General features: G+C 49.1%; 14 protein-coding genes. All 14 read left to right on the top strand.

Annotated elements, in window-relative coordinates:
* The first annotated feature begins 73 nt into the window (after positions 1-73).
* Positions 74-535, top strand: a complete 462-nt coding sequence (gene rimP, locus D328_RS0102480) for a ribosome maturation factor RimP (protein WP_018883366.1) — start codon at positions 74-76, stop codon at positions 533-535.
* Positions 536-649: 114 nt separating this feature from the next.
* Positions 650-1,747: a transcription termination factor NusA gene (gene nusA, locus D328_RS0102475; protein ID WP_018883365.1), complete on the top strand. Its 1,098-nt coding sequence runs from the start codon at positions 650-652 to the stop codon at positions 1,745-1,747.
* Between the two features lie 23 nt (positions 1,748-1,770).
* Positions 1,771-2,082 (top strand): RNase P modulator RnpM, encoded by a 312-nt coding sequence (rnpM, locus tag D328_RS0102470; RefSeq protein ID WP_018883364.1) that lies wholly within the window; start codon positions 1,771-1,773, stop codon positions 2,080-2,082.
* On the top strand, positions 2,075-2,398 hold the full coding sequence (locus D328_RS0102465) for a L7Ae/L30e/S12e/Gadd45 family ribosomal protein (protein ID WP_025679865.1): 324 nt from the start codon (positions 2,075-2,077) through the stop codon (positions 2,396-2,398). The genes rnpM and D328_RS0102465 overlap by 8 nt, the downstream gene beginning before the upstream one ends.
* A complete protein-coding gene (gene infB, locus D328_RS0102460) occupies positions 2,391-4,895 on the top strand; it encodes a translation initiation factor IF-2 (protein ID WP_018883362.1) in 2,505 nt (834 codons plus the stop codon). The genes D328_RS0102465 and infB overlap by 8 nt, the downstream gene beginning before the upstream one ends.
* Before the next feature lie 21 nt (positions 4,896-4,916).
* Positions 4,917-5,270 (top strand): 30S ribosome-binding factor RbfA, encoded by a 354-nt coding sequence (gene rbfA / locus D328_RS0102455; protein WP_018883361.1) that lies wholly within the window; start codon positions 4,917-4,919, stop codon positions 5,268-5,270.
* 22 nt (positions 5,271-5,292) lie between these two features.
* The gene (locus D328_RS0102450) at positions 5,293-6,270 is read left to right on the top strand and encodes a DHH family phosphoesterase (protein ID WP_018883360.1); all 978 of its coding nucleotides are present in this window, start codon (positions 5,293-5,295) and stop codon (positions 6,268-6,270) included.
* Positions 6,267-7,190, top strand: a complete 924-nt coding sequence (gene truB / locus D328_RS0102445; protein WP_018883359.1) for a tRNA pseudouridine(55) synthase TruB — start codon at positions 6,267-6,269, stop codon at positions 7,188-7,190. The genes D328_RS0102450 and truB overlap by 4 nt, the downstream gene beginning before the upstream one ends.
* Before the next feature lie 47 nt (positions 7,191-7,237).
* Positions 7,238-8,185, top strand: a complete 948-nt coding sequence (locus tag D328_RS0102440) for a bifunctional riboflavin kinase/FAD synthetase (protein WP_018883358.1) — start codon at positions 7,238-7,240, stop codon at positions 8,183-8,185.
* 161 nt (positions 8,186-8,346) lie between these two features.
* Positions 8,347-8,616 (top strand): 30S ribosomal protein S15, encoded by a 270-nt coding sequence (gene rpsO / locus D328_RS0102435; protein WP_025679857.1) that lies wholly within the window; start codon positions 8,347-8,349, stop codon positions 8,614-8,616.
* A gap of 290 nt (positions 8,617-8,906) precedes the next feature.
* Positions 8,907-11,009 carry a polyribonucleotide nucleotidyltransferase gene (pnp, locus tag D328_RS0102430; protein ID WP_018883356.1) on the top strand — a complete coding sequence of 701 codons (2,103 nt, stop codon included), beginning with the start codon at positions 8,907-8,909 and terminating at the stop codon, positions 11,007-11,009.
* A gap of 169 nt (positions 11,010-11,178) precedes the next feature.
* Entirely contained in the window at positions 11,179-12,168 is a 990-nt protein-coding gene (locus D328_RS0102425) for a polysaccharide deacetylase family protein (RefSeq protein WP_018883355.1), read from the top strand.
* Between the two features lie 95 nt (positions 12,169-12,263).
* The gene (locus D328_RS0102420) at positions 12,264-13,529 is read left to right on the top strand and encodes a M16 family metallopeptidase (RefSeq protein WP_018883354.1); all 1,266 of its coding nucleotides are present in this window, start codon (positions 12,264-12,266) and stop codon (positions 13,527-13,529) included.
* Positions 13,507-13,953: a dUTP diphosphatase gene (gene dut / locus D328_RS0102415; protein WP_018883353.1), complete on the top strand. Its 447-nt coding sequence runs from the start codon at positions 13,507-13,509 to the stop codon at positions 13,951-13,953. The genes D328_RS0102420 and dut overlap by 23 nt, the downstream gene beginning before the upstream one ends.
* Positions 13,954-14,005: the final 52 nt, after the last annotated feature.

Here is a 14,005-nt window from a genome sequence, read left to right as displayed (position 1 = left end):
CTTGAGTTCAGCTTGCTTGGTCTATGTACCATAGCAGGCGAACTGGAAACGATACTCTTGGAGGTTATAATCTTTGAGCACACCAAAGATCAAATCTATCGTGGAAGAAATGGTCCAACCTTATTTACTTGAGCATGGCTTCGAACTGGTCGATGTCGAATATGTCAAGGAAGGAAGCAACTGGTTTTTGCGTGTCTTCGTTGACAAGGATGGCGGTATTGATCTGGACGATTGCAGTATGATCAGTGAATTTCTCAGTCAGAAGCTGGATGAGAATGATCCGGTCACTGATGCTTATTTCCTGGAGGTATCTTCTCCTGGAGCTGAGCGTCCGCTGAAGAAGGCACAGGACGTAGCCAAGGCAGTTGGGAAAAATGTGTTTGTGACCACCTACGAACCAATAAGCGGTCTCAAGGAATTCGAAGGCAAGCTGGTTTCCTTTGAGAACGATGAGCTGACGGTTCAAATAGGTAACAAAACGTATACATTGCCATATGCCAAGGTAGCGGGAGCGAGACTGGCGATCATATTTTAATGCTTGACACACACACGAATGACTGTTTAGTCCTGCGGTGAGAGGCGGCCTTGATGTATCAGCAAGCTTTCTCATAGCAGGGCGCCATGATATGAAAGGGGGAGAAACAAGTCCATGAGTATGGATTTTATTGAAGCAATGAATGAATTGGAGAGAGAGAAGGGCATCAGTAAGGATGTTCTGTTCGAGGCGATTGAGGCCGCTTTGATCTCCAGCTACAAGCGTAATTTTAATACGGCTCAGAATGTGCGTGTTGATATGAACCGTAACACTGGGGTAATTAAGGTGTATGCCCGCAAGTTGATTGTGGAAGAGGTGCTGGACCCGCGTACGGAGATTTCTTTGCCAGCTGCCCGCGAAATCAACCCACATTTCCAACTGGAGGATATTGCGGAGATCGAAGTTACACCGCGTGATTTCGGACGCATCGCAGCACAGACGGCCAAACAGGTTGTCACACAGCGAATTCGTGAAGCTGAGCGTGGTCTGATCTACAATGCCTTCGTAGACAAAGAAGAGGACATCGTTACTGGAACGGTACAGCGTCAGGATCTGCGTAATATTTATGTGGATCTGGGTAAGGTAGAAGCTGTGCTTCCGCTGGGCGAGCTCATGCCGAACGAGAAGTTCAATCATCTGGATCGAATCAAGGCTTACATTACTAAGGTAGAGAACACCACCAAGGGGCCGCAAATTATGCTGTCTCGCTCGCATCCAGGCCTCCTCAAACGCCTGTTCGAGCTCGAGGTGCCTGAGATCTTTGATGGTGTCGTTGAGATTCGCTCCGTTGCGCGTGAAGCAGGCTTCCGCTCCAAAATTGCTGTGTATTCGAGAAATACAGAAGTCGATCCGGTTGGCTCCTGTGTTGGCCCGAGAGGGACTCGTGTCCAGACCATCGTGAACGAGCTGCGTGGTGAGAAGATTGACATCGTGCGCTTCTCTGATAATGTGGATGAATATGTGGCAAATGCACTCAGCCCATCCAAGGTACTGGAAGTACAGGTGTTTGAAGAAGAGAAGATGGCACGAGTAATCGTACCGGATTATCAGCTCTCCCTTGCGATTGGTATCAAAGGACAAAATGCCCGTCTGGCTGCCAAGCTCACTGGATGGAAGATCGATATTAAGAGTGAGACGCAGGCGGAAGAGGAATTCGGCAGACCGAGAACATCCGATGGAGAAATGCATCAGGATTCCGTATCCGTCGATTAGTGGCAATTAGAGGGGGTGTGGTCATGAAACAGAGAAAAATACCACTGCGCAAGTGCGTGGCTTGTCAGGAAATGATGCCTAAAAAGCAGCTGATCCGCATCGTCAAGACCCCTGAAGATGAGGTGCTGATTGATCTGACCGGAAAAAAATCAGGCCGCGGAGCCTACTTGTGCGGCAAGGCTGCTTGCTTTAAGCTGGCTCAGAAGAATAAAGCGTTGGACCGGGCGCTCAAACATCAAGTGCAACCGGAAATTCACGAACAGCTTGCTCGTGATTTCGCTGCCGCCGAGGAAGAATTCCTAGCGGCACAGCACAGGGCTGATGATGATGAATAAAGCACTGTCTAATATAGGGCTCGCGATGAGGGCAGGACAATTGGCAACCGGCGATGAAATCGTGCTAAAGGCTGTCCGCTCTTCCGAAGCCAAGCTGGTCATCCTTGCTAAAGATGCTTCAGAGAATACTCAAAAAAAATTCCGTGATAAATGCGGATCTTACAACATTCCTCTACTGATAGGATTTGACCGGGAAAGCTTGGGGAATAGTGTCGGCAAGCCTGAACGGGTGGTGCTGGCAGTTCTGGATCAAGGGTTCGCGAAGCTGATCGTAAAACATGCTGGGATCATGTCGGAGGTGGAGTATATTGAGTAAACAGGAAAGCAAAGATAAATTGCGGGTATACGAATATGCCAAATCGTTGAATATGAGCAGCAAAGAAATCATTACCATCCTCAAGAGGCTGGACATTCCCGTTAACAATCACATGAGTGTAATGGAGAACGATTCGGTTAGCAAGGTTGAAAAGTTCTTCAAGGATATTAAATCCAGTGCTGCGAAGCCTGGTGACAGCGGAACTGCCCAGATCAGTTCCCAGAAAACAGAGCAGTCCAAAAATCAACAGGAAAAGCAGGTAAGTATGAATAATAAACCAAACCAAAACTCAAACCAAAACTCAAGTCAAAGAAGTGCTTCCCGCAGTCAAGGCAGTCAGTCGAATGCAAATCGCAGTGGCGCACCGCGCCAAGGTAGTCAAGGTAATACAGGCTCTTCCCCTCGTCCGCAAGGTGGTAACCGCCCTGCAGGTACAGCGACAGCTAATAGCCGTCCACAAGGTGGGCAAGGTGGACAACGTGATGGTGGAGCTCCAGTAAGAACAGCCGAACGCAGTGGTTCGGGCAGTAATTCAAGCGGAGGCGGCAATAATCGTGGCGGCAACCGCAGCAACAACAATAGCGGTGGCGGCCGTCCGGGACAGAACCGTTTTGATGACAACCGTCAGGGCGGCAATCGTAACAATAGCCGTGGTGGCAACAAAGGTGGCAATAACCGAGGCGGTAAGTTCAATAACCGAGGTCGTGGAGGCCAACAGCAAGAGCGTCGCGAGAAGATCGACAACACGCCTAAGAAGATTATTGTGCGTGGAGAGATGACTGTAGGCGAGACTGCTAAGCTGCTCCACAAGGATGCATCCGAGGTAATCAAGAAGCTGATTACCCTTGGTACAATGGCGACAATCAACCAAGAGCTTGACATGGACACTATTTTGCTGCTTGCCGGTGACTTCGGTGTTGAAGTTGAAGTGAAGATTCCAGTTGAAGAAGACCGCTTCGAGACTGTAGAAGAGGTTGACGATGAAGCTAACTTGGTTACACGTCCACCAGTTGTTACAATCATGGGTCACGTTGACCATGGTAAGACGACTTTGCTTGATGCGATTCGTTCCACGAACGTAACGGGCGGAGAAGCTGGCGGTATCACCCAGCATATTGGTGCTTATCAGGTTGAGATTAATAGCAAGAAGATCACCTTCCTGGATACGCCAGGTCACGAAGCCTTCACAGCGATGCGTGCTCGTGGTGCTCAAGTAACAGATATGACGATCATCGTCGTGGCAGCGGATGACGGTGTCATGCCACAGACCGTTGAAGCGATCAATCACGCCAAGGCTGCAGGTCTTCCGATCATTGTGGCTGTCAACAAAATTGACAAGCCGGATGCGAATCCGGATAAAGTCAAGCAAGAGCTGACTGAATATGAATTGGTACCTGAAGAGTGGGGCGGCGATACGATCTTCGTAAACGTGTCTGCCAAGCAGCGCATGGGGCTGGAGGATCTGCTTGAGATGATCCTGCTGGTAGCTGAGGTCAATGAATACAAGGCTAACCCTAATAAGCGTGCTCGTGGTACGATTATTGAAGCCGAGCTGGACAAAGGTCGCGGTTCTGTAGCGCGAATCTTGGTGCAGAACGGTACGCTGAAAGTCGGGGATGCTTTCGTAGCTGGTAACTGCTTCGGTCGTGTGCGTGCGATGGTGAACGACAAGGGTCGCCGTTTGAAGGAAGCTGGCCCATCTACGCCTGTAGAAATTACAGGTCTGACAGAGGTGCCTCTGGCTGGTGATCCATTCATGGTGTTCGAGGATGAGCGTAAAGCTCGTGCGATTGCTGACAGACGTGCTATTACTCATCGTCAGTCCGAGCTGGGCAGCAATACTCGAGTTACCCTGGATGACCTGTTCCAGCACATTAAAGATGGCGAAATGAAGGATCTGAACGTTATTATCAAGGGTGACGTGCAGGGCTCGGTCGAGGCGCTTAAGGGCTCCTTGAACAAGATTGAAGTAGAAGGTGTTCGCGTCAAGATTATTCATAATGGCGTGGGTGCTATCAATGAATCGGATATTATTCTCGCGGCGGCTTCGAATGCGATCGTTATCGGCTTCAACGTCCGTCCGGATAATCAGGCGAAAGCTACAGCTGAGTCTGAGAAGGTAGATATCCGTCTGCATCGCGTTATCTATAATGTAATTGAAGAGATTGAGCAGGCCATGAAGGGAATGCTTGATCCAATCTATAAAGAAAATATTATCGGGCATGCTGAAGTAAGAAGTACATTTAAAGTTACCAAGGTCGGTACGATTGCTGGTTGTATGGTGACCTCCGGTAAAATTACTCGCTCGGCAGAAGCGCGTCTCATCCGTGACGGCATTGTAATTTTCGAAGGCAAGATTGATTCCTTGAAACGCTACAAGGATGATGCCAAGGAAGTTGCACAAGGCTACGAGTGCGGTATTACTCTGGACGGCTACAATGATGTGAAGGAACTGGATGTTATTGAAGCCTTCGTCATGGAGACCGTGGAGCGCTAAGGGCAGAAAGGTAGAACATCCATGGCTAAAATACGTACGGGACGAGTCAGTGAACAAATCAAAAAGGAACTGAGTCTTTTAATCCAGTCGGAATTAAAGGACCCGCGCATCGGCTTTATTACAGTAACCGGTGTAGAGGTAACCAACGATTTGTCACAGGCCAAAGTATATCTAAGTGTGTTGGGCGATGAGGAACAGAAGCAAGGGTCTCTGAAGGGATTAGAGAAGGCAAGCGGATTTCTTCGCTCGGAGGTAGGTAAACGTATCCGCCTTCGTCATGTGCCTGAGCTGATCTTCAAGATCGACGAGTCCATCGCCTACGGCAGCCGCATTGAGAGACTGCTGAGTGATATCGAGAAAGAAGAACAATCTTGAACTGAATGTAAAGGAGACGGCGATGCACACTTATGAACAGGCGCTTCAACTAGGAAAGGAATTTCTGATGGAGCATGATGATTACCTGATCGTGTCGCATGTACAGCCTGACGGAGATGCAGTCAGCTCCACCTTAACGGTGGGCTGGCTTCTCTCATGTCTGGGCAAAAAATTCACAATGCTGAATGAGGGACCGATTCCGCAGCGAATGCGTTTCTTGTGGAACGCCGATCAAATACATGATTTGTCGGCTCAGCCACTTGAACGGAAGTATAGCCGGGTCATTGCTGTCGATTGTGCTGATTACCGACGGGTTGGACTAACCGAGCAGTATTTTGCGGAGGATGCCCTTATTTTGAACATCGATCATCATCCGACCAATAACGGATATGGTGCCGTGAACCTCATCAAGACGGATGCAGCGGCAACGGCTGAGATCCTGTTTGATCTACTGGAGCAGTTCGATCTGGAGCTGGATGTTAACGTTGCTACAGCTATGTATACCGGGCTGTTGACGGATACAGGCGGATTCCGCTACTCCAATACTACGCCGAAGGTTATGGCTATCGCGTCGAAGCTGCTGACTTACGGAGTGGATGGCCCAGGCTTGTCAGAAATGCTTCTGGAGCGGCTGACCCGATCCCAGTTCAGGATTCTAACGAATACACTGCAGACGTTGTCCATGACGGATGATGGTAAAATTGCCTGGGTCTATGTAACGCCGGAAGCGATGGCTGCCTGTGGTGCTATTAATGAAGATCTTGAGGGCATTGTGAATTATGCGCTAAATATCGAGGGTGTGGAAGTCGGCATTCTATTCAAGAAAGTAGAAGAGCAGTCTGTCAAGGTCAGTCTTCGTTCTGCGGGTCATGTCGATGTTGCCGCTCTGGCTCAGAGCTTCGGTGGCGGGGGGCATGTACGTGCCGCTGGCTGTCGTATCGAGGACTCGCTGGAGCAGGCGATTAACCAGATTGTTATGAAGGCGAAGGAGATGCTATGAGCCACTGGGAAGGAATACTACCTGTATACAAGCCAGCGGGCTTCACCTCTCATGACGTCGTTGCTAAGACTCGCAGATTGCTGCGTATGAAGCGTATCGGACACACAGGGACGCTGGACCCACAGGTGACAGGCGTACTGCCCTTGTGCTTGGGCAAAGCTACGCGTGTCGTCGAATATGTGCAGGAGCAGCCCAAGGAATATCGAGCCACGCTACGCCTTGGCATCTCGACAGATACAGAAGATCTGACGGGAACCGTTCTGGAGCAGGCAGATGGTAGTCATGTGACTTTGGAGGAAGCCAAGGCGGTTCTGGAGCAGTTCATAGGAACCATTTCTCAGGTGCCGCCGATGTACTCTGCCGTCAAGGTTGATGGCAAGAGATTGTATGAACTGGCTCGTGAGGGAAAGACCGTTGAGCGAAAAAGTCGCCAGGTAACTATACATGAGATCGAAATGACGGAGTGTGCACATCATGACTCTTTTACGGATATTACCTTCCGCGTACTATGCTCGAAGGGAACCTATATTCGAACCTTATGTGTAGACATTGGACAAGCGCTTGGATTGCCAGCTACGATGGTAGAGCTGCAGCGTACGATGTCGGCAGGGATTCCTCTCGATCGTTGCTTGACGCTGGAGCAGATTGAGCAGTATGCTGCAGATGGGACCCTGGATAAATATCTGATTCCTGTGGATGAGGCGATATCCTTCTTAGCCTCACATACTGTTGAGGAAGCCAAGGCGACAGCAGCATTACAGGGACAGCGTCTGTCCTTCACTGTAGTTCATCCTCCTGTAAGTACAGATCAACCGATTCGTCTTTATCGGGAGAATGGACAGTTTCTAGGAATCTACAAGCGCGAAGAATCGTCGGGCGCTATTGCACCAGTGAAGGTATTTCTTCCAGGCAATGGATAGATGCACGGGCTCCCGTGAAATCGAAGATGAATTGCAGGTGAAATCATATGATAACCGTATCACTGTCGTACCCAATTTTACCGGAGCTACTGCAGACATGGGGACGTCCGCAGGTGATGGCTATTGGCCAATTTGACGGCCTTCATATGGGACATGCCAGTGTGATCCGCAATGCGATTGCATTCGGCCGGAAATATGAATATCCCGTAGCCGTAATGACTTTCTACCCTCATCCGAAGGAAGTGATGAAGAAGGGGGATTACGAAGGCTATCTTACGCCACTTGCTGAGAAGCAGGAGGTACTGGAATCCATGGGAGTGGATATTCTATATATTGTGGAATTCAATCCGGAATTCTCGCAGGTATCTCCATCTGACTTCGTACAGCAATTGTTGCTCCCGCTTCAGGTCAAGCAGGCTGTAGTTGGATTTGATTTCCGCTTCGGATATCGCGGTGAAGGCAATGAAGCCCTGCTACGTGAGTTGGGCGGGCAAGAAATGCAGGTTGAGACGGTTCCTCCTTATGAGCTGAGTGGAGAGAAGGTCAGTAGCTCGGGTATTCGTCGTGCACTTCAGGACGGAGACTTTGCAAGAGCACGTAGCTGGCTGGGGCGTCCATACCGAGTACGTGGAATCGTAGCGGACGGTGAGAAGCGCGGACGGACGATTGGTTTTCCGACAGCGAATTTGCAGCTAGAGGATAAATTTGTAATGCCGACGAAGGGCGTGTATGCTGTGAAGGCTCATGTACGAGACGCGGTGTACAGCGGGGTTATGAATGTGGGTGTGAAGCCTACCTTCCACGATGGAGTAACTCGACCTTCCTTTGAGGTACACTTGTTTGATTTTGCGGAGGATATTTACGGCGAGCAGGTGAAGGTTGATTTGTACTATTACATAAGACCTGAACGGAAATTTGCTTCTGTGGATGAACTGGTGGCTCAGATTGGCCATGATGCGGACACAGCACGTCAATTGCTCACCTCAGCTGAATAGATGTAAATTCATGCAAAACAGCATTCCATGATTTACATAGGACATGCTGGTGTGCTATACTGTTTTATGTTGTGTCAAGCAACACTGAACCTTAGCTTGGTTTCTCGCTCTCACCGGCGGTTACGAGGCTAATGGCGATTATAATGAAGGAGGTGAACAGAATGGCATTGACTCAAGAGCGCAAACAACAATTGATTGGTGAGTACAAAACTCATGAATCCGACACTGGTTCTGCAGAGGTACAAATCGCGATCCTTACGGAGAACATTGTTAACTTGCAAAGCCACTTTCGTTCGCACAAGAAAGATCATCACTCCCGTCGTGGATTGCTGAAAATGGTTGGTCAACGTCGTAAGCTTTTGGCTTACCTGAAGAAGACTGACGTTAAACGTTACAGCGCGTTGATCGAAAGACTTGGATTGCGTCGTTAATTTTTAGATAAGCTATCCAAAAAAACAACCTGGTTGTTCACCGCTTGTCCCTTAGGAGGCGACTGCGGACAGCAGCCAGGTTATTTTTTAAGATAATCGAATTTATAAATGGACAAGCTTTTCATTGCAACGCAGTATGTTCATTGAAGATTTCTTAATATAAATGATTTGATTTATGGATACAATCCAATACATTTTAAGTGAGTGGTTTGCATCCATTATGAATACGCGTGAAGCAGGAAATACTTGTTTTATGCCGAAGTAACTATTTTGAAGAATGGAGGGATCCCATGCAACAACAAGTTGAGATGCAGCTTGGCGGAAGAAAGCTGGTCCTGGAGACAGGCCGACTGGCTAAGCAGGCAAATGCAGCAGTAATGGTTCGATATGGTGACACAGCCGTATTGTGTACAGTTACAGCATCCAGTGGGCCTAAGGATTTGGACTTTTTCCCACTCACTGTGAACTATGAAGAGAGACTATATGCTGTTGGTAAAATACCTGGTGGATTCATTAAAAGAGAGGGTCGTCCGAGCGAGAAGGCTATTCTGGCCAGCCGTCTGACAGACCGTCCGATTCGTCCACTGTTCCCAGAAGGCTTCCGGAATGATGTACAGGTATTGAATTTGGTCATGAGTGTGGATCAGGACTGTGAGCCGCAAATTGCTGCTATGATTGGTACTTCTGCTGCCCTCAGTATTTCGGACGTTCCTTTCAACGGACCGATTGGTGGAGTGGCTGTAGGACGTATTGAAGGCCAATTCGTGATTAACCCAACCATTGAACAGCAGACCGTAAGTGATCTGTATGTTGTGGTTGCAGGTACGAAGGACGCTATCATGATGGTAGAGGCAGAAGCCAATGAGATTCCTGAAGAGACGATGCTGGAAGCAATCATGTTCGGGCACGACGAGATCAAGAACATTGTAGCTACCATTGAAGAACTGGTGAAGATTGCTGGTAAGGAAAAAATGGAAGTCAAGCTGCATGCGGTAGACGAGTCCGTTAACAAGGAAGTGCGTGAATATGCTTCTGCACGACTGGTTGAGGCTGTAAGCATTGCTGAGAAGCATGCTCGCCAGGACGCGATTGATGCGATTAATGCGGAGACTGTGGCTCATTTTGAAGAGAAATACATAGACACACCGGAATTCATGAAAGACGTGAATGAAGTGCTCTATGACATTGTGAAGGAAGAGGTACGCCGTCTGATTACCCATGATAAGGTAAGACCAGATGGTCGTAAGCTGGACGAAATTCGTCCAATCGAATCTGACACAGGTCTGCTTCCGCGTACGCATGGCTCCGGTCTGTTCACGCGTGGTCAGACACAAGCGCTTAGCGTATGTACTCTTGGTGCTCTGGGAGATGTACAGATTCTGGACGGGATCTCTCTGGAAGAAACCAAACGCTTCATGCATCATTACAATTTCCCTCCGTTCAGCGTGGGTGAAGCTCGTCCGCTACGTGCTCCAGGTCGGCGTGAGATTGGGCATGGTGCTCTTGGTGAGCGTGCTCTGTCCAAAGTTATTCCTTCGGAAGAGGAATTCCCGTACACGATTCGTCTGGTATCTGAGGTTATTGAATCCAATGGTTCAACTTCACAGGCTAGCATTTGTGCAAGCACGCTGGCAATGATGGATGCAGGTGTGCCGATCAAGGCGCCAGTGGCTGGTGTAGCTATGGGTCTGATCAAGGATCAGGAGCATGTCTCCATTCTGACAGATATTCAGGGTATGGAGGATCATCTCGGGGATATGGACTTCAAGGTAGCTGGTACTGCGGAAGGAGTAACAGCGATCCAGATGGATATCAAGATTGATGGAATCGACCGTAACATTTTGCAGGATGCACTGACCCAGGCGAAGGAAGGCCGCTTGTTCATTTTGAGCAAGATGATGGAGGCTATCCAGGCTCCAAGAGCGACTTTGTCACAATATGCACCTAAGATTATCACGATGTTCATTAATCCGGACAAGATCCGTGATGTAATCGGCGCAGGTGGCAAGATCATTAACAAGATCATCGAAGAGACTGGCGTCAAGATCGATATCGAACAGGATGGCCGTGTGTTCATCGCTTCCTCCAATCAGGAAATGAATGAAAAAGCACGTTCAATCATTGAAGGTATCGTTCGCGAAGTGGTTGTTGGCGAGATCTATGTAGGAACCGTTAAGCGAATCGAGAAGTTCGGTGCGTTTGTAGAAATTCTGCCTGGTAAGGACGGCCTTGTGCACATTTCACAGCTCTCCACTGAGCGTGTCGGCAAGGTTGAGGACGTAGTAGCGATCGGTGATACTATTACCGTAAAGGTGACCGAGATTGATCAGCAAGGGCGCGTGAATCTATCCCGTAAAGCTGTGCTGACAGCCGAGGAGCCTGCAAAGTCCTAGGCAGCATGAGAAGAAGCGTTATCGTTTCACAAAAAGCATATAAAAGTCAAAGAGGCAGAGAGTGATTTCTGGCTCTTTTTTCTTTTGCCATGCTTGCTCATCCTGACGGCATAAACCTTGTCCGCCCTGCATAAATTGGGGACAAAGGCTAGCGGAAGGATGAATGAGAATGAGGTCTAATAAAGCGGCAGTCATTGTCATCAGCGCAGCAGCCGTGCTGCTAGTTGGACAACTCACTGGAGTACGCGATTACCTGCAGGACATGAGAAATAGACATTTGGAGGACAGCAACTCTGTACCCGCCATTGCAGCATCTGTAGCGGAGCAGCCACTATTAGAACAGATCCAGGCCGAGGCGAAGACACGAAGCAAGCCAGCCGTAGATGCGCGTATGGACCCGATCTGGAAGGCAATCCCGGGCTATAATGGACTTGAGGTTGACGTAGAGGCGACTTACAGACAGGCACTGGCAGCCCCTGGCACGCCAATAAAGTATATTTACAAAGAGGTTGCACCGAAGGTCCAGCTTGAACAGCTCGGACAGCACCCAACCTATCGTGGGAATCCGAACAAGCCGATGGTCGCATTCATGATCAATGTAGCGTGGGGCAATGAATTCATTGTGCCCATGCTGGATACGCTGGATGCTGAGGGAGTGAAGGCGACCTTTTTCCTGGATGGTAGCTGGCTGAAGAAGAATCCGGAGCTAGCCAAAACCATTCAGAAGCGAGGACATGAGCTAAGTAATCATGCTTATTCTCACCCAGCCATGAGCAGAGTTAGCCGGGAGCGGGCGAGATTGGAGATTACCAAGACGGAGCAGCTGCTCAAGGATACATTAGGGGTGAAAAATGTCTGGTTCGCACCCCCATCGGGTGATTTTGATCAAGAGACGATAGAGGTTGCTGCGGAGGCTGGGCTAAGGACAGTGCTCTGGACTCTGGATACAGTGGACTGGAAGAAGCCGGAGCCTGGTGCTGTCGTGAATAAAATCACCAAACGAGTAGAGCCAGGGGCTCTTATTCTGATGCATCCAACCTCCTCCTCCTCCCAGGCACTCAAAGGCATGATTCAGGGCATCAGAAGTAAGGGGCTGACGCTTGGAACGGTTAGTGAGACGCTTTCCTCTAGACGTGTACCATCCACACAGGTTGAGTGATGCGTATTTTTCTGTTACGATGAAGGGATTGTACGGGCATTTTTGTTTTAATTATGCCAGAGTAGGTAAGTCTATGTTAATTAGGAGGACTATGCGTGGAACGAATACAGCTAAGCAATGGGCTAAGGGTAGTTCTGGAGAAGATTCCGAACTATCGCTCCGTTTCATTCGGGATCTGGGTGAAGGCCGGGTCCAGAAATGAGCTGCTGCCGCAAAATGGAGTAACCCATTTCATTGAACATATGCTATTTAAAGGAACAGAACGTTATTCTGCCAAGGATATCGCAGAACGGTTCGATTCCATCGGCGGAAATGTCAATGCGTTTACGTCTAAAGAATACACTTGCTATTATGCCAAGGTACTTGATGAGCATTTGCCGATTGCAGTTGATATGTTATCAGATATGTTCTTCCATTCGAAGCTGGATGAGGAGGAGCTCAGCCGGGAGAAAAACGTTATTCTGGAGGAAATCTCCATGTATGAGGATACTCCTGATGACCTGGTGCATGATCTGGTGGCTACAGCAGCCTACAAGGAGCATCCGCTTGCTTACCCCATTCTTGGTACTGAGGAACGGCTGCATGCAATGGACAGTTCCAGCTTACGAAGCTACATGAAAGAGCACTATACGGTTGAAAATACCGTAATCAGTCTTGCGGGGAATATTAATGATGATGTAGTTGAGCTGTTGGAGCGTCATTTTGGACATTTCAACAACCATGGACAATCTCCTCCACTGCTAGAGCCTGCCTTTAACGGTGATCTTATATTCCATGAGAAGGCTACAGAGCAGAATCATATTTGTATGTCCTTCCAGGGCAACCGTATCGGCGATGATCTGCAATATGCTATGGTGCTGCTCAATAATGCCCTTGGCGGCGGTATGAGCTCCCGGCTGTTTCAGGAGATTCGCGAGAAGCGCGGTCTGGCTTATTCCGTCTATTCCTATCATAGCTCTCACGCAGACAGTGGTCTGCTGACGATCTATGCGGGAACCGCTCCTAAGCAGACGAAGGATGTGCTTGAGCTCACGCATGAACTGCTGCGAGATGTTGCTATCCATGGCTTGACGAACGATGAGCTGAGCAAGGGCAAAGAGCAGCTTAAGGGCAGCTTGATTCTCAGCTCGGAGAGCACAGGCAGTCGAATGAATCGATTGGGCAAAAATGAACTGATGCTAGGCAAGCACTATACATTGGATGAAATGATTCGTAAAATAGAACGAGTAACGATGGATGATGTGCATGCTGTGCTGGACCGTGTGTTCTCACAGCCATTTGCACTGGCGATGGTAGGCGCATCGGATGCCCCTATCTCGGGAATGAGGAGGAATGAACTTGCCGCATTACGTAGAAATTAACAGATTGGCAGGCAATGAGGATATTCAGCTTCCTCGCAAAATGTCTGAGCTCGCTGCTGGCTTTGATCTTCATGCTGCTGTGCATGAGCCGCTGGTGCTGGAGCCGGGACAGCGTTGTCTGGTCCCGACAGGAATTGCGATAGCTATGCCAGGAGGACTCGAGGCACAGATCCGCCCACGCAGCGGACTGGCTCTCAAGCATGGCATTACTTGCCTGAACACACCAGGAACTATTGATGCGGACTATCGGGGAGAAATCAAGGTGCTACTCATTAATCTTGGTCAGGAGCCCTTTTCCATCACTCGTCATGAGCGTATAGCTCAAATGGTGTTTCAGGAGGTGCCTGAGGTGCTGTGGAAGGAAGTGGATCAGCTATCCGAGACCGTACGCGGTGCAGGTGGTTTTGGTCACACAGGGAAATAAAGAAAACATGACAATAGAGCGCATGGCACTAGACCACTCCAATTCTGGAGTG

It is taken from the genome of Paenibacillus massiliensis 2301065 = DSM 16942, from assembly GCF_000377505.1.
Lineage (GTDB): Bacteria > Bacillota > Bacilli > Paenibacillales > Paenibacillaceae > Paenibacillus > Paenibacillus massiliensis.
This window is presented reverse-complemented; position numbering and strand designations above follow the sequence as displayed.